The sequence below is a fragment of the Serratia sp. SSNIH1 genome, from assembly GCF_002935055.1.
GTDB lineage: Bacteria > Pseudomonadota > Gammaproteobacteria > Enterobacterales > Enterobacteriaceae > Serratia > Serratia nevei.
Genome location: NZ_CP026383.1, coordinates 3,996,389 through 4,015,562, shown reverse-complemented (window position 1 = coordinate 4,015,562; position 19,174 = coordinate 3,996,389). Strand labels below are relative to the sequence as shown.

Sequence of the window (19,174 nt, the reverse complement as noted above, 5' to 3'; positions counted from 1 at the left end):
CGGCCAGAGGTGGGTTACTGCTGCGCCTTCAGCCAGGCGATCTCTTCCGCCCAGATATCCGGATTTACCGTTTCCAGAATCAGCGGGATATTGTTGAAACGCGGATCGCGCATGATGTAGCTGAACACCGTTTTGCCGATGTTGCCCTCTCCCAGGCTGTGGTGGCGGTCGACGCGGCTGTTGAACTCGCTCTTGGCGTCGTTCAGGTGCATGCCGCGCAGGTAGTTGAAACCGACGATGTCGCCAAGCTGCTTAAAAGTGCGTTCGCACTCTTCTTCGGTACGCAGATCGTACCCGGCGGCGAAGGCGTGGCAGGTGTCGATGCAAACGCCGACGCGGCTCTTGTCTTCCACGCCGTCGATGATCGCCGCCAGATGTTCGAATTTGAAGCCCAGGTTGCTGCCCTGGCCGGCGGTGTTTTCGATCACCGCCGTCACGCCGGCGGTTTTATCCAGCGCGATGTTGATCGATTCGGCGATGCGCGCCAGGCACTTGTCTTCATCGATTTGCAGCAGGTGGCTGCCCGGGTGGAAGTTTAGCAGCGTCAGCCCCAGCTGTTCGCAGCGCTGCAACTCGTCGATAAACGCCTCGCGCGATTTTTCCAACGCCTCGGCCACCGGGTGGCCCAGGTTGATCAGGTAGCTGTCGTGCGGCAGGATCTGCCCCGGCCCGAAGCCATACTGCGCGCAGGCGCTCTTGAACTTATCGATCACGTCGGCGGCCAGCGGCGCGGCCTTCCATTGACGCTGATTTTTGGTGAACAGGGCGAACGCGGTCGCCTCCAATTCGTGCGCGCGGATAACCGCCTGATCCACGCCGCCTGACGCGCTGACATGTGCACCGACAAACTTCATCTTCATTCTCCTGTGTTATCGGTGACATTATGGCATTGATGGCGGGCGGATTGAATGATGAAAAGCGGCGGCCCGCCGAAGCGGGCCGCAGAAGGGGATGATTAGAGCCAGTGTTGCACCAGCTGGTTTATCGCGCCGCCGCCGACCAGCAGCCAAACGAACAGCAGCGTGGCCAACAGAATCGGTTTCATCCCGGCCTGGCGCACGGCGCTGATGTGGGTGGTCAAGCCCAGCGCCGCCATCGCCATCGCCAGCATCCAGGTGTCGGCGGTGATCAGGTGGCGCACCAGCGTGGCCGGCAGCAGGTTGAAGGAGTTCAGCCCGGCGACGGCGATAAACAGCACGGCAAACCACGGAATGGTGATGGCGGATTTTTCCGCCTTGCCTGCGCCGCCGCGGCTGATGTAGCCCGACAGCAGCAGCAGGAACGGCGCCAGCATCATCACGCGGATCATCTTGGCGATCACCGCCGCATTTTCGGCGTCCGGCCCGATGGCGTGCCCGGCGGCGACCACCTGAGCCACTTCGTGGATGGTGGAGCCGGCGTAGATGCCGAAGGTTTCCTGGCTGAACGGCAGCCACTGGAAGTGTTCGTTCAGCTGATACAGCCATGGGTAGGCGAAGATCGCCAGGGTGCCGAACACCACCACGGTCGAGACCGCCACCGCCACTTTGCTGGAGTCGGCCTTCAGCACCGGCTCGGTGGCCATCACCGCCGCCGCGCCGCAAATGCTGCTGCCGGCGCCGATCAGCATCGCGGTTTGGCTGTCGATGCCGAACACTTTCTTGCCAAGCCAGCAGGCCAGCAGGAAGGTGGTGGTCAGGGTCAGCGCATCGATGATGATGCCGCTGGCGCCTACGTCGGCGATCTGCTGAAAGGTCAGGCGGAATCCGTAAAGGATAATGCCCAGACGCAGCAGGCGTTGTTTGGCCAGCTGCACGCCGCCGTGACAAACGGTTTGCCAGCGGGGATACAGCGTGTTGCCCACCAGAATGCCGAACAGGATCGCCAGCGTCAGCGCCCCCAGGCCCAGCTCCGCCACCCAGGGAATGTCGCCGGCCCAGACGGCCAGCGCGGTGAGCGCGCCGGTCAGCGCCAGCCCCGGTACCAGGCGCGGCAGGCCGAACAGCGGAAAGCGTCGCTCGGGATAAGTGTGAGTGGTATCAGTCGCCATAAAAGTCAGTCCTTCAGTCTGTTTCTTGCTGCTAAGAGTACGTTTGGGCTGAATAAAAGAGAAATTGATTATATATTTATAACCTATCTGAATAAGTGGTATGGCGTCAGGCATTGGCATAAAGCCGCATTGCGGCTAGGGTGAGGAGGAGCGGCGAGCCGCCGTCAACTTTCCAACTGAACAGGAGCAGGCGATGGATACCGACGATCAACGCAGAGAGCAGATAGACCAGGAAGTGGGGCGCGCGGTGCGGCGGTTGATTGAAGAAAACAAGGTGGTCGATCGCGATCGCCTGGTGGCGATGCTGCAATTAATACAGCGGGACGAAGCCGGCACGCCGCGCGAGGCGGTGCTGGCTGCGGCGGCGCAGCTGGTCGCCTTGGGCAAGTAACGCGCCGAATTGGCTGTAAACCGGGTAGCCTCGCCGGGCTACCCACATCATATTGACATCATTTTGCGGTTCTCTGGCAGAACCCTTTTTCACTACCGGGACGGCTATGCATATCACGTTGCGTCAACTGGAAGTCTTCACCGAAGTGCTGAAAAGCGGTTCGACCACTCAGGCCTCGGTGGTGCTGGCGCTGTCGCAGTCGGCGGTCAGCGCGGCGCTGGCGGATCTGGAGGGGCAACTGGGCGTGCAGCTGTTCGATCGCGTCGGCAAACGGCTGGTGATCAACGAGCACGGCCGGTTGTTGTATCCCAAGGCGCTGGCGCTGCTGGAGCAGGCGGGGGAGATCGAGCAGCTGTTTCGTCATGACGGCGGGGCGCTGCGCATCGCCGCCAGCAGCACCATCGGCAACTACATGCTGCCGGAGATGATCGCCCGTTACCGCCGGGATTTTCCGGCCACGCCGCTGGAGCTGAACGTCGGCAACAGCCAGGACGTGATCGTGGCGGTGGCGGATTTCCGCGTCGATCTGGGGCTGATCGAAGGGCCTTGCCATATGCCGGAGCTGGTGACGCAGCCGTGGCTGGAGGACGAGCTGGTGGTGTTCGCCGCGCCGGACAACCCGCTGGCCCATCAACCGCCGACGCTGGAGGCGTTGGCCAATGCGCCGTGGATCTTGCGCGAGCGCGGTTCGGGCACCCGCGAGGTGCTGGATCATCTGCTGTTGGCGCACCTGCCGCACTTCCAGCTGGTGATGGAGCTCGGCAACTCGGAGGCTATCAAGCACGCGGTGCGGCACGGCATCGGCATCAGCTGCCTGTCGCGGCGGGTGGTGGCGGAACAGCTGGCCAGCGGCGCGCTGGTAGAACTGCCGGTACCGCTGCCGCCGCTGCGGCGCACCCTGTACCTGATCCGCCATCGGCAAAAGCACATTTCCAACGCATTACAGCGTTTTCTCAGCTATTGCGCGCTGTAATCGGCAGCGCGTCACGCCCTCTGCTGCCGCGCAGGCCGGAAAAAGCATAAAAACCTGCGCGCGCTCACATTAATGAGAGTAAGTAAGGCCATAAGGGCCGCGGCTAATAATTGCCTCTGAATTATGAAGCTATCTTATATCAGTGCAATGTTGCTAGTTCACCGGCGGGTATTTGTTACAATCCGCCCTCATTTTTCAAAGAGCAGATAGGGTACGAATGGCTCAGCAGGATATAAAAACATCGGGGCAGCAAGCACCCGGATTGCGCCGCGAGCTGAAAGCCCGGCATTTGACCATGATCGCCATCGGTGGCTCCATCGGCACCGGCCTGTTCGTCGCCTCCGGCGCCACGGTTTCTCAGGCAGGCCCCGGCGGAGCACTGCTGTCTTACGCGCTGATCGGTTTGATGGTGTACTTCCTGATGACCAGCCTGGGCGAACTGGCGGCCTTTATGCCGGTCTCCGGTTCATTCTCCACCTACGGCGCCAAATACGTGGAAGAAGGCTTCGGCTTCGCGCTGGGCTGGAACTACTGGTACAACTGGGCGGTGACCATCGCCGTTGACCTGGTGGCCTCGCAGTTGGTGATGAGCTACTGGTTCCCGGACACCCCCGGCTGGATCTGGAGCGCGCTGTTCCTCGGCCTGATGTTCCTGCTGAACTACATTTCGGTGAAAGGGTTCGGCGAGGCGGAATACTGGTTCGCGCTGATCAAGGTCAGCACCGTGATTATCTTCATCGCCGTCGGCGTGCTGATGATCGTCGGCATTCTGAAGGGCGGCGAGCACGCCGGCTGGCAGAACTGGACGATAGGGGACGCGCCGTTCGCCGGTGGCTTCTCGGCGATGATCGGCGTGGCCATGATCGTCGGCTTCTCGTTCCAGGGTACTGAGCTCATCGGCATCGCGGCCGGCGAATCGGAAAACCCGGGTAAAAACATCCCGCGCGCGGTGCGTCAGGTGTTCTGGCGTATCCTGCTGTTCTATATCTTCGCCATTCTGATCATCAGCCTGATCATTCCGTACACCGATCCGAGCCTGCTGCGCAACGACGTGAAGGACATCAGCGTCAGCCCGTTTACCCTGGTGTTCCAGCATGCCGGCCTGCTGTCGGCGGCGGCGGTGATGAACGCGGTGATCCTGACGGCGGTGCTGTCGGCCGGTAACTCGGGCATGTACGCCTCTACCCGCATGCTGTTCACCCTGGCGTCAGAAGGCAAGGCGCCGCGCATCTTCGCCAAGCTGTCGAAAGGCGGCGTGCCGCGCAACGCGCTGTACGCGACCTGCGTGGTGGCCGGGCTGTGCTTCCTGACGTCGATGTTCGGTAACCAGTCGGTTTACCTGTGGCTGCTGAATACCTCGGGCATGACCGGTTTCATCGCCTGGTTGGGCATCGCCATCAGCCACTATCGCTTCCGTCGCGGTTACATGCTGCAGGGGCGCGATCTGAACGACTTGCCGTACCGTTCCGGGTTCTTCCCGCTGGGGCCGATCTTCGCCTTCGTGCTGTGCCTGATCATTACCCTGGGCCAGAACTACCAGGCCTTCCTGCAAGACAAGATCGACTGGTACGGCGTGACCGCGACCTACATCGGCATTCCGCTGTTCCTGCTGATCTGGTTCGGTTACAAGCTGTCGCGCGGCACCCGCGTCGTGAAGTACAGCGAAATGGAATTCCCGAAGATGGACGTGAAGTAATTTTCGGCGAGTGAGACGCGGCGGGGGTTCCCGCCGCGTGTGGTTTTACTTTTTCCCGCCTTTGGCTTCAGCCAGCGCCTGCTGCGCCGAGCTCATCAAATCTTCCACCGTCGCATAATCCTGCGTCAGCGCCAAAATGCCGGCGTTGAGCTGCATGTTCACCTCGCCGAACGCGCCAAAATCGTAGGGCGCCTCCAGCGGCGGCACGATGCGCGCCAGGAACTCGCTTTCCGCGCCGTAGGGCAGATCGTGCACCAGTATCAAAAACAGGCCGCCGGTATAGCGGCAGACATAGTCGCTGGGGCGGATCAGCGTCTTGAGGCGCTCGCCGACGGTGCGCAGCACGTCATCGCCAATCTGGACGCCGTGGCTTTGGTAGAGCGCAGCCAGCGGACCGAACTCAAGAATGAACAGGTGGGAGATCGTCTGCGCCGCTGCGGGGCGGCAGATGCTGCGCATCACCACCTCGCCGCCCGCTCGGTTGAGGAAGCCGGTCAGGCGATCGCGGTGCGACGCCTGCTGCTTCTCCCAAGCCAGCGTGACGTGCTGTACCCGCTGGCGATGGTAGCGAGCGATCATGCCATGGGCCAGCACCAGCCACAGCGGCGCGAGGTCCGCCAGGACAAACAGGTTTTGCACGCGCGACAGTGGCGCCGCCAGCAGGTAGGGCAGCGTCAACGCAATCACCTCAAGCAGCGCGAAGCGCGGCGCGGCGGCGTGGCGCTGCATCAGCCAGCAGGCCAGAGCGGTGATCGTCAGCCCGGCGAACAGGATTAAAACGAAGCGGCCTGACAGCATCGCCAGCGCGGCGCTGGCGCCGACCAGCAGCATCCACAGCAGCACCGTCACCAGCATGGCGTCCGGCCAGGCGGGTTGGCGCCGCTGCGCCAACCCGGCGCGTCCGGCGGTTAACAGCAACAGCAGCAGCAGCAAACCGATGCCGACCAGCCGCTGGTTCAGCCAGGCGTACCCCACCAACAGCGCCGCCGGCCCTACGGCATTCAGCCAGGGGGTGAGGGGAGAGGGCGTCAGCGTGAGCCGCAGCTGGCGTTGAAACGGCTCGTCGTCGGCGTGCAGCGGGCTGTACAACAGCCAGTTCAGCAGCGCCGGGCGTTTGGGCGTTACCGCCGGAGATGGACTTCTCATTACAGCCTCGTCAATAAAGGCCGCTCTTGCGGCGGCCTGAAGGTTTTTTGCACGCGCGGTGCTGTGGTTTTGGATTCTAAGTGGTTTTTTCGTTATTTGTCAGAGTCTGGTCGGATCAGGAATAACTTTCAGAATAATGAACCTAATGGCCGTTGGCGGGGTAAAGGCGAGGGGATGAAAAATGGCGATAGAAAACAATTTATTACATTTTCATAACGCCGTTTTCACCTATTGATATGATTGATAAGTATTATCGTTTGCTTTATTGTTGACGGCTGAGCGCAAGCTGTCGCCGCGCGCTTTCCGGTTTACGGCGGACGCTTTCGCGCCGCTGTCATGATGGTTGTAACAGGTATCCTAACTAATGAGCGTATCCACCGATCCCACGACTGAAGCCAAGGGGCAACCCGACGCCGGCGTGATGGGGCGTTATCAGCATATTCTTCGCCATCGCCTGTTGATGATGGGCGCGTTGGCACTGGCAATCCTGGGCTCGCTGCTGCTGGATTTCACCATGGGGCCGTCCGGGCTGTCGCTGTCGTCCTTATGGCAAACGCTGCTCGATCCCGCCGCGGCCGATGCCGGCACGCGGGTGATCGTCTGGGACATCCGCTTGCCTTACGCGCTGATGGCGGTGGTGGTGGGCTTTGCGCTTGGCCTGGCCGGGGCGGAAATGCAGACCATCCTGAATAACCCGCTGGCCAGCCCCTTTACCCTCGGCGTGTCTTCCGCCGCGGCCTTTGGCGCCGCGCTGGCGATCGTGCTCGGCATCGGCATTCCGGGCATTCCCGATCAGTGGTTCATCTCCGCCAACGCCTTTATCTTTGCGCTGTTCGCCGCGCTGATGCTCGACGGCATCACGCGCTGGACGCGGGTTGCCACCTCCGGCGTGGTGCTGTTCGGCATCGCGCTGGTGTTTACCTTCAACGCGCTGGTATCGATGATGCAGTTCATCGCCAGCGAGGACACGCTGCAGGGGCTGGTGTTCTGGACCATGGGCAGCCTGGCGCGCGCCTCGTGGGACAAGCTGGGCATCCTGTTCGGCGTATTCGCCGTGCTGCTGCCGCTGTCGATGATGAGCTCGTGGAAACTGACCGCGCTGCGTCTGGGTGAAGACCGGGCCGTGAGCTTCGGCATCGACGTGCGCCGTCTGCGGCTGACCACGCTGCTGCGCATCAGCATTCTCTCGGCGCTGGCGGTGGCCTTCGTCGGGCCGATCGGCTTTATCGGCCTGGTGGCGCCGCACATCGCACGCATGATCTTCGGCGAAGATCACCGTTTCTATCTGCCGGCCAGCGCGCTGATTGGCGCACTGGTGCTGTCGATGGCCTCGGTGGCGTCGAAAAATCTGGTGCCCGGGGTGATCATTCCGGTGGGCATCGTCACGTCGCTGGTCGGGGTGCCGTTCTTCCTGAGCATTATTCTGCGCCATCGGGGGAACGTATGATCCAGGGCTTACGAATAGAAAACTTCTCGGCGGGCTACCCGAAGCGCCCGGTGATCGACGATCTCTCGGTGCCGATGCTGCCACGCGGGCAAATTACCGTGCTGCTGGGGCCGAACGGCAGCGGCAAATCAACGCTGCTGCGCTCGCTGGCCGGGCTGAACCCGGCGCAGGGCAAGCTGTGGCTGGACGACGGCGATCTGATGCAGATGCCGTTCGCCCGTCGGGCGGAGAAAGTGGTCTATCTGCCGCAGTCGCTGCCCGCCGGGGTGCATCTGCACGTGCTGGAGTCGATCATCGTGGCGCAGCGCGCCTCGGGCGGCCGCAGCAACGCCGGCAGCGAAGCGGAAGTGATGGCCCTGCTGGAGCAGTTGGGCATCGCGCACCTGGCGCTGAGCTACCTCGATCAACTGTCCGGCGGCCAGAAACAGCTGGTGGGATTGGCGCAGTCGCTGATCCGTCAGCCCTCGCTGCTGCTGCTGGATGAGCCGCTGAGCGCGCTCGATCTCAACTATCAGTTCCACGTGATGGATTTGGTGCGCCGTGAAACCCGCAAGCGCAATATCGTGACGGTGGTGGTAGTGCACGACATCAACATCGCGCTGCGCCACGGCGACCACGTGCTGATGCTGCAGGATGGCGATCTGATCGCCGACGGTGCGCCGGAGCAGGTGATTACGCCGCAGAGCCTGGCGCGGGTCTACGGCGTGCGCGGGCGCATCGAACGCTGCTCGCAGGGCACGTCGCAGGTGCTGATAGACGGCCTGGTGAACCAGCCGACCATTTAACGCAAGAAAAACCCCGGCATCGCCGTAATGCTGGTTAGTTAGCGTTTTTCTGAACGTATTTGTGCAGTTTTCGGTCGATAAATGAGAGGTGCATCATGAAGCTTCTGCACCTCGACCGAGCCAGGGGCCGAAGGCGCGGCCCCTGGCAACCCGCGCCTTTGCCCTATCAGACGGTTGGCTTTGCCAACGTTACTCAGCCCATCCCTGGGCCTCGAAGGGGCGAGGCCCAGGATGGGCCGAGTAATTTCCGCACAGCGGACAGACGGTGTTAAGCAAGGGCGCGGGGGGAGGGGCCGCGCCTTCGGCCCCTCCAATTGCCGTTCATTGCAATAACAGAGAAATTCGGGGTATTTACGGCAATTTATCCTGCACGTCACGTAAAGAGGCTGGATAAAAAATGCCACTCAGGCTTAAGTGAGCGGCATCGCCGGGCTTTCTTTATCGCGCAGTGTGGTTCAGCGCCTCGCTCACGCGTTCGACGACGTGTTGGGCGGTGACGATGCCGCCGGACAGATACACCTCGGCCGCCGGCAGGTAAACCACCTGGCCTTTTTTCACCGCCGTGGTTTTCTTCAGCGCGGTGCCGGTAAGGATCTTCTGCGGTGCTACCGCGTTTGGCCGTCCGGTCGCGGCGTCTCTGTCGATAACGAACAGCCAGTCCGGATTCAGTTTGGCCACCTGCTCAGGCGTCAGCTTGTTGCCGCGCACGTCTTTTTCGTCGGACTGCAGGGCAGACGAGAAGCCGAGGGCGTCATAGACGAAGCTGAAACGGCTCTTGGGGGCGTAGGCGCTGATCTTACCGCCGGAGAACAGCACCACCAGCCCGCGCCCGGCTTGGGCTGCCTGCGGTTTGACCGCCGCGATCTGCGCATCCAGCTTATCGACCGCCGCCTGCGCCTGCTGCTGCTTATCGAACAGCTCGCCCAGCTGCAGCGTGCGCTGTTTCAGGCTGCCCAGCTGATCCTGCGGATCGACGGACATGTTCAGCGTCGGCGCCAGCGCGTTCAGCTCGTCATAGGCTTTGGACGCCCGGCCGGCGATCAGGATCAGATCCGGCTTGGCGGCGCGCAACACGGCCATATCCGGCTCGAACAGGGTGCCGGCATTGAGGTATTTGTCATCCTGATAGCGCTTCAGGCTATCCGGCAAGTTCTTGCGATTGCCGGGCAGCGCCAGCGGCTCGACGCCCAGCAGCTGCAGCGTTTCAAGCGAGGCGTAATCCAGCACCACGATGCGCTGCGGGTGTTTTTTCACCTCGGTGCTGCCGTTCAGGTGCTGGACGTTGACGGTGGCCGGAGCCACCGGCGCGTCGGTTTTGCTGTGGCAACCCGCCAGCGCCATCGCGGCCAGCAGGGCGATCATCAGGGGGGAGCGGCGTAATCTCATGGAGCTTCCTCACGGTGATGGAATGAAAAGGGCGCGCAGCGCGCGCCCGGGGGCATCAGAAGTTGTAGGTCATGCCGACGGTGTAACGGCGGCCGTCCAGCGTGGTGCGGTAGTGATCGTAATCCACGGTCTTGTCGAGGATGTTGTAGACCCCGCCGGTCAGCTGCAGATTTTTCGCCGCCTGGTAGCTCAGGCCCGCATCGACGAAGGTGTAGGACGGCGTGCTCTTGGCCATCGAGGTGCGGCTCAGGTATTCCGACGTTTTGCTGCGGAAGTTAACGCGCGACCACAGGCTGAGGTCCTGCGTGGCGCGCCAGTCCAGCACGGTGTTGACCATGTGCTTCGGCATCTGGTTAAGCGCTTTGCCCTGGAACTCGCCGCTCTTCTGCTCGGAAGCGGTGTAGGTGTAGTTGGTGTTCCACTTCCAGTCTTTGTTGATCTGCCAGCCGAAGGTGGCTTCTACACCGCGCATATTGGCTTTGTCGACGTTGACGCGATCGCTGATAAAGTCGTAGAGATCGTTGCCGATCTTACAGTCCGGCGTGTCTTCGCAGCGGCGCACTTCGGTGATCTTGTTCTTGAAGTCGGTGTTGAAGACCGTCACCCCGGCGTTGATGCCTTTCAGGCTATCCCACATCAGGCCGATCTCTTCGCTCAGGCTCTTCTCCGGCTGTAGATCCGGATTGCCGACGATGATGCCTTTACGCACGCCGCCGCCGGTAACCTGACCCCAGTTGGCGGAGGATTGGCGCAGGTCCGGCGATTTGTAACCGGCGGAGACGCCGCCTTTCAGCGTCCACTGTTCGGTCAGGTGCCAGACCCCGTACATGCGCGGCGTCCAGTGGCTGCCAAAGTTTTCGTCCTGATCCATGCGGATGCCGGTCGTCAGACTGAAGTCGTTGGTCAATGCCCACTCGTCTTCGGCGAACAGCGCCCAGCTCCAGCGCGTCAGCTGGTTGACGTCTTTTGCGGATTCAAGCTGGTTGCCGCCATCGCTCAGTTTTTCATAGCGATACTGGCCGCCGAGGTTCAGCATATGCGAGCCCAGCTCGAACTGGTTCTGGGTGTTGAAGATGGTGTTGTACATCTTCATATTGCGGCCTGGGTTGTTGGTCTCTTCCCGCTGAACGTAGCTGGTTGAGTTGCCGAAGTCGTAATAGCCGTTGTGGGTCAGCGCGTAGTTGGTGCGCGTATACAGGCTTTCGCTGCGCGACGTTGGCGTGCATTTGCCTTTGCTGCAGCGTTCCGCCACCACCGATTTGCCCGGCGTGCTGTTGCGATCCTGCAGCGAGCGGCCGATTTCGAAGTCGAATTCGTTTTTCTCGTCCGGCGTCAGAGTAAACACCGCGGTGCCGCTGCGCATGCGCTGTTCATTGTAACCGTTGACGATTTTATCTTCCGCGCGGCGCGACAGCAGGCCGTTAACCCGCACGCCGAGCAGGCCTTCAATCAGCGGGCCGGAGGCGTAGGCGTTAGTCTGGAACAGATCGCCGGAATCGCGGTTTTCCTGAAGGGTGGCGTCGCCGTGCAGCGAGCCTTTCCACTCGGTGCGGGAGGTCTTGCGGGTGATGACGTTGATCACGCCGCCCATGGCGTCGGAACCGTACAGCGAAGACATCGGCCCGCGCACCACTTCGATACGCTCGATGGCTTCCATCGGCGGCAGCCAGCCCTGCTCGATGCCGGCGTTGTCGCTGTTCGGACGGGTACCGCGGGTGTCGACGCGCTTGCCGTCCACCAGGATCAGCGTGTACTTGGAGGACATGCCGCGGATGCTGATGTCACTGCTGCTGGCGCCGCCGGTGACCACCACGCCCGGCACGTCTTTCAGCGCGTCGGTCACGTCGCGATAGGCTTTGTCTTCAATTTGCTGGCGCGGGATCACCGAGATGGAAGCGGCGGAGTCCTGAATTTTTTGCTGAAAGCCGGAGGCGGTGACGACCATGGTGTCCTGGGTATCGTCCTGCGGCGCGGCCAGTGCGGCGGTGGCGCTGAGCGAGGCGATCACCAGAGCGGCGAGCTTGCTGTAACGTGGCGTTTCCATGAGGTAAACCTTTCCTGGATTGAAGTGAAAGTAATTAACCAATTGAATTTCTAAAGAAATTATTCATAGTTCGCTGAGAGTTCCGGTGCTTCATCAGCGTTGCGTGAGGGTATTGTAAGGATTTTTTTCTGAATGTAAACGCTAATGATAATTCATATCATTTGTATGCTTGTTCTGCTGGTGAGAAAGAGTAACCGGATGAATTAAAGGGAAAACCGGCGCAGCGGATGTGCGCCGGGGAGGATCAGCGTTTCTGGATGTAGGTGATGGCCAGCGCCAGCGCCAGCACCAGGCCTTTGATAATGTCCATGGCGTAGTAGGGCACCGACAGCATCACCAGGCCATTTTGCAGCACGCCGAGGAGCACCGCGCCGATCAGGGTGCCGAGCGCATTGGGTTTACCGGCCCCGGCCAGCGAGAAGCCGATATAGGCCGCCGCCACCGCATCCATCAGATAACCGCCGCCGGCGTTGACCTGCGAAGAGCCGATACGTGACGCCAGCAAGATGCCGCCAAGCGCCGCCAGCCAAGAAGAAATAACGTAAGCGGCAACCCTGTAACGCACGGTGCGGATGCCCGAAAGACGCGCCGCTTCGGGGTTGCCGCCGATGGCATACATGCGGCGGCCATGCTTGGTCAACGACAGGAACAGCTGCACCGCCACGGTGACCGCCAGCATGATCAGCACGATCACCGGCACCTGGCCGAGGGCGGAAAACACCTCCGGGATCAGGCCTTCCGCCATGTCGCCATTCGGCAGCACCATGTTTTGGGTGATGGATCCGCCGTAGCTGTAGGTCATCGCCACGCCCTGGATCACGAACAGGCTGGCCAGCGTCGCCAGCATATCGGGAATTCTGAACACCACGATCAGCAGGGCGTTGAATAGGCCGACCAGCGTGCACAGCAGCAGCGTTACCACGATGGCGCCGGTGGTGCCGAACCCGTGCCAGACGAAAAGCGAAATCACCAGCGCGTTGGCCAACGAGGCGGTCGAGCCGACCGACAGATCGAAACCGCCGACCGACAGCGAGATAGAGACGCCGATGGCGATCACCGTCACGATGGCGATCGAACGCAGGATATTGATGATGTTGTTGGCATCGAGAAAGTTGTCCGACACCAGGCCGAACAGGGCGATCAGCGCCGCCACGGTCAGCAACATGCCCCATTTGTAGAGGAAATCGAACAGCTGTTGGCGCCAGGGCAGCGCAGGCCGCAGGGCTAATTCTTTACTCACGCAGGGGTTCCTCCGGTGGAATAGAGCAATAAGGTTTCTTCGTCGATGTCGGCGGCGTTCAGCTCCGCCACGATGCGGCCGTCCCACAGCACGCAGATGCGATCGCACAGACCAACCAGCTCGGCGAACTCGCCGGAGGCGTAAATCACGCCTTTGCCGGCGCGCGCCAGGCTGTCGATCAGGCCAAACAGCTCTTGCTTGGCCTTGATGTCCACGCCCTTGGTCGGTTCATCGAAGATCAGCACGTCGGCGTCGCCGCGCAGCCACTTGCCGATCGCCACTTTTTGCTGATTGCCGCCGGACAGGCGCGCCAGCCGCTGTTGCGGGCCGGAGGCGCGAATGTTCAGACGCTGCATGATCTCGCGCGCCCAGCGCAGCTCTTGCCGCCGGCTGAACAGGCTCCAGCGCGAGAAGCTGTTATCGGCGCTGACGCTCAGGTTCATCGGGATCGCCTCATCGATAAAAATGCCTTCTTTGCGGCGTTCTTCCGGCACCAGCGCCAGCCCCTGTTCGACCGACAGATGCGGCGCACGCGGCGCCCAGGGCTGCCCGCGCAGTTCGCCGCGTTCCAGCTGCGCGGCGCCGGCGCCGAACAATGCCTTGCACAGCTCGCTTTTCCCGGCCCCGGCCAGCCCGGCGATGCCGAGGATCTCGCCCTCATGCAGCCGCAGCGAAACGTCGCGCAGCTTATGGCGATCGCGCAAGCCTTGCACCTGCAGCAGCGTTCGCTCAGGGTGGGGCGGGCGCGGCGGCGGGAAAATGTCGTCCAGCCGGTGGCCAAGCATTTTCTCGACGATCTGTTCGCCGCCGAGGCCGCGCATGGCGTCTTCGCTGACGCGGCGGCCGTCGCGCAGCACCGTCAGCCGATCGCAAATGTCGCTCAGTTCGTGGATGCGGTGGGAAATAAACACGATGCCGATGCCTTCGGATTGCAGGCGGCGCACCACGTTAAACAGGCGCTCGCTCTCGGCGCGATCGAGCGGCGCGGTCGGTTCATCGAGCACCAGAAAACGGCAGCGGTGCGACAGCGCGCGCGCCAGCAGCACCTGCTGTTTTTCCGCCAACGTGCAGTCCGCCAGACGTCTGCGCGGGTTGAGCGGCAGCGCCCATTGCTGCAGCAGCTGCGCGGCGCGGCGGTGCAGCTCCGCCCAGTTCAGCCAGTGGCCCGGTTCGTTCAGCCAGTCCAGCATGATGTTTTCCGCCACCGACAGCGTGGGGATCAGCGCGACGTCCACCTCTTGCTGCACCACGTGGATGCCGTGGCGGCGCGCCTGCAGCGGGGAATGAATTTCCACCGCCCGGCCGTCGATCAGGATCTCGCCGCGGTAGTGATCGTGGGCGCCGGAGAGGATCGCCATCAGCGTCGACTTGCCCGCGCCGTTGGCGCCGACCAGCGCATGAATTGAGCCGCCCTGCAGCGTGAAGTCCACGTCTTGCAGCGCGTTGAAGCCGGCGAAGGCGATCGAGATATTGCGCATCTCGAGGCGCGAAGGCGTTGCGGTTGACATTGCGTAGTAAGGCCGTTTAGATGTTTAGATGGCTGTTTTGCTCTGTTGTAACACAGATTGCGCCGTTGGCAACCAACAAAATGGCATAACGGCGATGAAAAGCGTGGGTGGACAGGGGCGCAACCCGCGTCAGGCTGCGCCGGTGCGAGAAGCGGTCAGAAGGTGGTGGGGGTGTGTGCGCTGACGATGCGGCAGATGCGCGCCGACGTATTGCTGAAGCTGTGCGGAATGCCGGTGTTGATGGCGTAGCTCTGACCGGCGCTCAGGCAGTAGCTCTGGCCGTTGATGGTCAGCACGATCTCGCCTTCCAGCAGGGTGCCGATCTCTTCGCCCTGGTGCTTGATCTTTTCGCCGGTGGTGGTGCCGGGCTGGTAGGTTTCCAGCATCATCGCCAGGTTGCGCGTCGGGCTGCCGTTGTGCACCAGCTTCATCGACACCCCCTGGCTGCCGATCTCAATCAGGTCCTCGGCGTCGATCACCACGCGCGGTTCGTCGGCGGCTTCCGGTTCGGCAAAGAATTCCGACAGCGACAGGCCATACACCTTCAGCAGCTTTTGCAGCGTGCTGATGGCCGGGCTGACCTTGTCCTGTTCGATGGTGCTGATCGCACTGTGGGTTAACCCGGACAGTTCGGCGACCCGGCGCTGCGACAAACCCAATTGCTGACGGATCTGCGACAGGCGTTTGCCCGGTGCCAAGCTGGCTTCGCTCATAGCGGTACTTCCTTCTGGTAGGGGCGACAGGCAGACATGAATATCGCTATCGGGCGCCTGTCTGGGCGATAACGATGCTGCATGATATCGGTAGTTAGGGCAGGTTTGGAAAATATATTGCCCATGTTCACTCTCGGTGCGTTGGACGAAATAGTTGACGCAAAAAGGACAGCAAGGCCTTTTCGGTCAATATTTTATCAATTTAGCAGCCGGTGGCGAATAATCAAACAGGATTGTAACATTTGCAAACCTATTCTGTTAAGGCTATGTTTCATATTGTGGATGTTATTTTGAGCGCCCAGCAGCGGCGCAGCCTGGCGAGAAATCCAATCATGTGTTGAATCGAACGGCGGACGGGCGCCAACGCGCCTTAAGAGCATAATGGCGGGTGACGTATGCAAACCAATAGCGCAGCAGTTGAACATTTTGCACAGCATCATGAAGAGAGGCGAAGTAGCGCGTTCCAAAATGAGGTTGCTCATTATTTGGAACGCCATCCCGCCACGCAGTATGTCGATATCCTTCTCACCGATCTCAATGGTTCCTTCCGCGGCAAACGCATACCCGTCTCAGGGTTGAAAAAACTGGAAAAAGGCAGCTACTTCCCCGCATCGGTGTTCGCCATGGACATCCTCGGCAACGTGGTGGAGGAAACCGGTCTTGGGCAGGAGCTCGGCGAACCGGACCGCGTATGCCTGCCGGTACCCGGCTCGCTGACGCCGTCGGCCGCCGATCCCGAGCATATCGGCCAGGTGCTGCTGACCATGCTGGATGAAGATGGCACTCCCTTTGACGTTGAACCCCGCAATGTGCTGAACCGCGTGTGGCAGGCGCTGCGACAGCGCGGCTTGTTCCCGGTGGCAGCGGTAGAGCTGGAGTTTTATCTCATCGATCGGCAGCGCGACGCGGAGGGCGATTTGCAGCCGCCATGCGCGCCCGGCACCCAGGAGCGCAACACCCAAAGCCAGGTGTATTCCGTCGATAACCTGAACCATTTCGCCGAGGTGCTGAACGACATCGACGCGCTGGCGAAGCTGCAGGGGCTGCCGGCGGACGGTGCGGTGGCGGAGGCGTCGCCGGGGCAGTTCGAGGTCAACCTGCGTCATACCGACGATATCTTGCTGGCCTGCGACCACGCGCTGGCGCTGAAGCGGCTGGTGCGGCTGGTGGCCGAGAACCACGACATGCACGCCACCTTTATGGCCAAACCCTATGAGGATTACGCCGGCAGCGGCATGCACGTGCACGTCAGTATGCAGGACGGGGCGGGCAACAACCTGTTCGTCGACGCCGAAGGCGAGGATTCACCGCTATTGAAACAGGCATTGGCCGGGATGATCACCCTGATGCCGGCGTCGATGGCGCTGCTGGCGCCGAACGTCAACGCCTACCGGCGCTTCCAGCCGGGGATGTATGTGCCGATCCAGGCCGCCTGGGGCCACAACAACCGCACCGTGGCGCTGCGCATTCCCTGCGGCGAACCGGAGAACCACCGGGTGGAGTACCGCGTCGCCGGCGCCGACGCCAATCCCTATCTGGTGATGGCGGCGATCCTGGCCGGCATGCTGTACGGGCTGGACAACGCGCTGCCGCTGCCCGAGCCGGTGACCGGCAATGGGCTGGAGCAGGAGGGGCTGCCGTTGCCGATCCGCCAGAGCGACGCATTGTACGAGTTCGAACACCAGCACGCGCTGACCCATTATCTGGGCGAGCGTTTTACCCAGGTTTATCACGCCTGCAAGACGGACGAACTGCTGCAGTTTGAACGGCGGGTGACGGAAACCGAGATCGACTGGATGTTGAAAAATGCCTGAATGGGCGTATAAAGTAAGAAGTATGTGCGGGCGACCGGCCTGCCGGTAGCGGATTAATTCGCCTGCCGGGCTGGTTTTCCGTTCGATCGACAAAAAGAATTTGTATTTGAGGGCTTCCGGATCTTGTCATCCGGAGGCATTCTGGTGCAAAATATCTCAAATGCAGATAGCCGACGTTTTGAAAGCGTCGGTTATTTTTTTTGCATTAAGTTTTACCAACGTAGCGTTTCATACACCAAGCGAGGCCGGACACCGATCCGGATAGATAAATAGTTTCGTGCACGATCAAACAAAACTTTATGGTCGTGACTCATGAGGATTAGAAAGATGGGGCAATTTTTCACTTTAGCACCGGTGCCCGCCGGTTTCCGCTGTGGCCGCAGCGACTATGGAGCAGCCGAGGTTTCCTCGACCCGTTATCCAGCTTACAACCCCCTTCTTTTAGAATTAAGTCGCTCGTTGCGAAGTTTCCCCGCAACCTTAAGTCTTGGCGTGTCCGCCATCCGCAAGGCTCAAGGTAAGGGGGGGCTGAACAATGTCCGATAATACCCTCAACGCCGCTCCGGCTCAGCGCACTCAGCTGCGCAAAACCCTGACTTTGGTTCCGGTAGTGATGATGGGCCTGGCTTATCTGCAGCCAATGACCATCTTCGATACCTTCGGCATCGTATCCGGCCTGACCGATGGTCACGTCGCGACCGCGTACGCCTTCGCTCTGCTGGCGATCCTGTTTACCGCCCTGAGCTACGGCAAGCTGGTGAAGAAGTTCCCTTCCGCCGGTTCTGCCTACACTTACGCCCAGAAAGCCATCAGCCCGCACGTCGGCTTTATGGTGGGCTGGTCATCGCTGCTGGACTACCTGTTCATGCCGATGATCAACATCTTGCTGGCCAAGATTTACCTGGAAGCGATTTTCCCGGGCGTCCCGTCCTGGATCTTCGTGGCGGTGCTGGTCGGCTTGATGACGATTTTCAACCTGCGCGGCATCAAGCTGGTGGCTAACCTGAACTCCATCATCGTGGTGGTGCAGGTGGCGATCATGATCGTGTTCCTCGGCCTGGTGATCAACGGCATTTACCACGGCGAAGGCGCCGGTACGCTGGTCAGCAGCCGCCCGTTCTGGTCCGATAACGCCCACGTGGTGCCGATGATTACCGGTGCGACCATCCTGTGCTTCTCGTTCCTGGGCTTCGACGGCATCAGCTCGCTGTCTGAAGAAACCAAAGACGCAGAGAAAGTGATCCCGAAAGCCATCTTCCTGACGGCGCTGATCGGCGGCATCATCTTTATCGTGGTGTCTTACTTCGTGCAGCTGTACTTCCCGGACATCTCGCGCTTCAAGGATCCTGACGCGTCGCAGCCTGAAATCATGCTGTACGTGGCGGGCAAGTTCTTCCAGTCGGTGATCCTGGTGTTCTCCTGCGTGACGGTATTGGCGTCTGGCATGGCGGCGCATGCGGGCGTTTCGCGTCTGATGTACGTGATGGGCCGCGACGGCGTGTTCCCGACTCGCTTCTTCGGCTATGTACATCCGAAGTGGCGTACCCCGGCGCTGAACGTGCTGCTGGTGGGTGCCATCGCGCTGTCCGCGGTATCGTTTGACCTGGTGACCGCGACCGCGCTGATCAACTTCGGTGCGCTGGTGGCCTTCACCTTCGTCAACCTGTCGGTGATCTCGCAGTTCTATATCCGCGACAAGATGAACCGCACCGTGAAGGACACGTTCAACTACCTGATCCTGCCGGTGATGGGCGCACTGACCGTTGGCGCGCTGTGGGTCAACCTGGAAGCCAGCTCGATGACGCTGGGTCTGGTCTGGGCGGCTATCGGCCTGATCTACCTGGCCTTCGTCACCCGCAGCTTCCGTTTGCCGGTGCCGCAAGCGAGCGAAGACGCCGCCTAAGCGCGAGCCGTCTCCTCTGCCACCAAAAAGGCCGCATTCGCGGCCTTTTTATTGTGCTGACAAGAGAGGAAAAACGGTTTTTTCCTCTTTTGTGGTTAT

General features: G+C 61.1%; 16 protein-coding genes. 7 read left to right on the top strand and 9 right to left on the bottom strand.

Annotated elements, in window-relative coordinates; genetic code table 11:
* Positions 1 to 14: 14 nt before the first annotated feature.
* Together nfo and C3F38_RS19370 are read right to left on the bottom strand one after the other, a co-directional pair.
* Positions 15 to 854 carry a deoxyribonuclease IV gene (gene nfo, locus C3F38_RS19375; protein WP_038877847.1) on the bottom strand — a complete coding sequence of 280 codons (840 nt, stop codon included), beginning with the start codon at positions 852 to 854 and terminating at the stop codon, positions 15 to 17.
* Positions 855 to 955: 101 nt separating this feature from the next.
* Positions 956 to 2,029, bottom strand: coding sequence for a YeiH family putative sulfate export transporter (locus C3F38_RS19370; RefSeq protein WP_038877848.1), 1,074 nt, complete (start codon positions 2,027 to 2,029; stop codon positions 956 to 958).
* Between the two features lie 193 nt (positions 2,030 to 2,222).
* On the opposite strand from C3F38_RS19370, the gene C3F38_RS19365 reads away from it, so the two are divergent.
* The 3 genes from C3F38_RS19365 (at position 2,223) to C3F38_RS19355 (ending at position 5,089) form a co-directional block, all read left to right on the top strand.
* Positions 2,223 to 2,420 carry a hypothetical protein gene (locus tag C3F38_RS19365; protein ID WP_038877849.1) on the top strand — a complete coding sequence of 66 codons (198 nt, stop codon included), beginning with the start codon at positions 2,223 to 2,225 and terminating at the stop codon, positions 2,418 to 2,420.
* A gap of 106 nt (positions 2,421 to 2,526) precedes the next feature.
* Positions 2,527 to 3,393: a DNA-binding transcriptional regulator YeiE gene (gene yieE / locus C3F38_RS19360; RefSeq protein ID WP_038877850.1), complete on the top strand. Its 867-nt coding sequence runs from the start codon at positions 2,527 to 2,529 to the stop codon at positions 3,391 to 3,393.
* 217 nt (positions 3,394 to 3,610) lie between these two features.
* Positions 3,611 to 5,089 (top strand): amino acid permease, encoded by a 1,479-nt coding sequence (locus tag C3F38_RS19355; RefSeq protein ID WP_025160186.1) that lies wholly within the window; start codon positions 3,611 to 3,613, stop codon positions 5,087 to 5,089.
* Between the two features lie 45 nt (positions 5,090 to 5,134).
* Here C3F38_RS19355 and C3F38_RS19350 read toward each other — a convergent pair whose 3' ends face one another.
* Positions 5,135 to 6,235, bottom strand: a complete 1,101-nt coding sequence (locus C3F38_RS19350; protein ID WP_038877854.1) for a diguanylate cyclase domain-containing protein — start codon at positions 6,233 to 6,235, stop codon at positions 5,135 to 5,137.
* A 364-nt stretch (positions 6,236 to 6,599) separates the two neighbouring features.
* Between C3F38_RS19350 and C3F38_RS19345 the strand changes: the two genes are divergently transcribed.
* Together C3F38_RS19345 and C3F38_RS19340 are read left to right on the top strand one after the other, a co-directional pair.
* Positions 6,600 to 7,682 (top strand): iron ABC transporter permease, encoded by a 1,083-nt coding sequence (locus C3F38_RS19345; RefSeq protein ID WP_038877855.1) that lies wholly within the window; start codon positions 6,600 to 6,602, stop codon positions 7,680 to 7,682.
* Complete coding sequence (locus C3F38_RS19340) at positions 7,679 to 8,467, top strand: ABC transporter ATP-binding protein (RefSeq protein ID WP_055317219.1); 789 nt, start codon at positions 7,679 to 7,681, stop codon at positions 8,465 to 8,467. The genes C3F38_RS19345 and C3F38_RS19340 overlap by 4 nt, the downstream gene beginning before the upstream one ends.
* A 438-nt stretch (positions 8,468 to 8,905) precedes the next feature.
* Here the strand turns inward: C3F38_RS19340 and C3F38_RS19335 are convergent, their stop codons facing one another.
* The 6 genes from C3F38_RS19335 to C3F38_RS26440 form a co-directional block, all read right to left on the bottom strand.
* Positions 8,906 to 9,853: a siderophore ABC transporter substrate-binding protein gene (locus C3F38_RS19335; protein WP_038877861.1), complete on the bottom strand. Its 948-nt coding sequence runs from the start codon at positions 9,851 to 9,853 to the stop codon at positions 8,906 to 8,908.
* A 55-nt stretch (positions 9,854 to 9,908) separates the two neighbouring features.
* Positions 9,909 to 11,897, bottom strand: coding sequence for a ligand-gated channel protein (locus C3F38_RS19330; protein ID WP_038877862.1), 1,989 nt, complete (start codon positions 11,895 to 11,897; stop codon positions 9,909 to 9,911).
* Between the two features lie 244 nt (positions 11,898 to 12,141).
* Positions 12,142 to 13,137 carry an ABC transporter permease gene (locus tag C3F38_RS19325; RefSeq protein WP_038877863.1) on the bottom strand — a complete coding sequence of 332 codons (996 nt, stop codon included), beginning with the start codon at positions 13,135 to 13,137 and terminating at the stop codon, positions 12,142 to 12,144.
* Positions 13,134 to 14,645, bottom strand: coding sequence for a sugar ABC transporter ATP-binding protein (locus C3F38_RS19320; protein ID WP_055317220.1), 1,512 nt, complete (start codon positions 14,643 to 14,645; stop codon positions 13,134 to 13,136). The genes C3F38_RS19325 and C3F38_RS19320 overlap by 4 nt, the downstream gene beginning before the upstream one ends.
* Positions 14,646 to 14,800: 155 nt before the next feature.
* Positions 14,801 to 15,358 (bottom strand): HTH-type transcriptional regulator PuuR, encoded by a 558-nt coding sequence (gene puuR, locus C3F38_RS19315; protein ID WP_055317221.1) that lies wholly within the window; start codon positions 15,356 to 15,358, stop codon positions 14,801 to 14,803.
* A 197-nt stretch (positions 15,359 to 15,555) separates the two neighbouring features.
* A complete protein-coding gene (locus tag C3F38_RS26440) occupies positions 15,556 to 15,840 on the bottom strand; it encodes a hypothetical protein (protein ID WP_162215439.1) in 285 nt (94 codons plus the stop codon).
* Here C3F38_RS26440 and C3F38_RS19310 point away from each other — a divergent pair.
* Together C3F38_RS19310 and C3F38_RS19300 are read left to right on the top strand one after the other, a co-directional pair.
* On the top strand, positions 15,754 to 17,172 hold the full coding sequence (locus tag C3F38_RS19310) for a glutamine synthetase family protein (protein WP_038877870.1): 1,419 nt from the start codon (positions 15,754 to 15,756) through the stop codon (positions 17,170 to 17,172). The genes C3F38_RS26440 and C3F38_RS19310 overlap by 87 nt on opposite strands.
* A gap of 535 nt (positions 17,173 to 17,707) precedes the next feature.
* Positions 17,708 to 19,075, top strand: a complete 1,368-nt coding sequence (locus C3F38_RS19300) for an APC family permease (RefSeq protein WP_038877871.1) — start codon at positions 17,708 to 17,710, stop codon at positions 19,073 to 19,075.
* Positions 19,076 to 19,174: the final 99 nt, after the last annotated feature.

Bases quoted from the DNA above. Each gene is read 5' to 3' on its own strand.
- nfo (WP_038877847.1), bottom strand. From the start codon at position 854: ATGAAGTTTGTCGGTGCACATGTCAGCGCGTCAGGCGGCGTGGATCAG.
- C3F38_RS19370 (WP_038877848.1), bottom strand. From the start codon at position 2,029: ATGGCGACTGATACCACTCACACTTATCCCGAGCGACGCTTTCCGCTG.
- C3F38_RS19365 (WP_038877849.1), top strand. From the start codon at position 2,223: ATGGATACCGACGATCAACGCAGAGAGCAGATAGACCAGGAAGTGGGG.
- yieE (WP_038877850.1), top strand. From the start codon at position 2,527: ATGCATATCACGTTGCGTCAACTGGAAGTCTTCACCGAAGTGCTGAAA.
- C3F38_RS19355 (WP_025160186.1), top strand. From the start codon at position 3,611: ATGGCTCAGCAGGATATAAAAACATCGGGGCAGCAAGCACCCGGATTG.
- C3F38_RS19350 (WP_038877854.1), bottom strand. From the start codon at position 6,235: ATGAGAAGTCCATCTCCGGCGGTAACGCCCAAACGCCCGGCGCTGCTG.
- C3F38_RS19345 (WP_038877855.1), top strand. From the start codon at position 6,600: ATGAGCGTATCCACCGATCCCACGACTGAAGCCAAGGGGCAACCCGAC.
- C3F38_RS19340 (WP_055317219.1), top strand. From the start codon at position 7,679: ATGATCCAGGGCTTACGAATAGAAAACTTCTCGGCGGGCTACCCGAAG.
- C3F38_RS19335 (WP_038877861.1), bottom strand. From the start codon at position 9,853: ATGAGATTACGCCGCTCCCCCCTGATGATCGCCCTGCTGGCCGCGATG.
- C3F38_RS19330 (WP_038877862.1), bottom strand. From the start codon at position 11,897: ATGGAAACGCCACGTTACAGCAAGCTCGCCGCTCTGGTGATCGCCTCG.
- C3F38_RS19320 (WP_055317220.1), bottom strand. From the start codon at position 14,645: ATGTCAACCGCAACGCCTTCGCGCCTCGAGATGCGCAATATCTCGATC.
- puuR (WP_055317221.1), bottom strand. From the start codon at position 15,358: ATGAGCGAAGCCAGCTTGGCACCGGGCAAACGCCTGTCGCAGATCCGT.
- C3F38_RS19310 (WP_038877870.1), top strand. From the start codon at position 15,754: ATGCAAACCAATAGCGCAGCAGTTGAACATTTTGCACAGCATCATGAA.
- C3F38_RS26440 (WP_162215439.1), bottom strand. From the start codon at position 15,840: ATGAGCAACCTCATTTTGGAACGCGCTACTTCGCCTCTCTTCATGATG.
- C3F38_RS19300 (WP_038877871.1), top strand. From the start codon at position 17,708: ATGTCCGATAATACCCTCAACGCCGCTCCGGCTCAGCGCACTCAGCTG.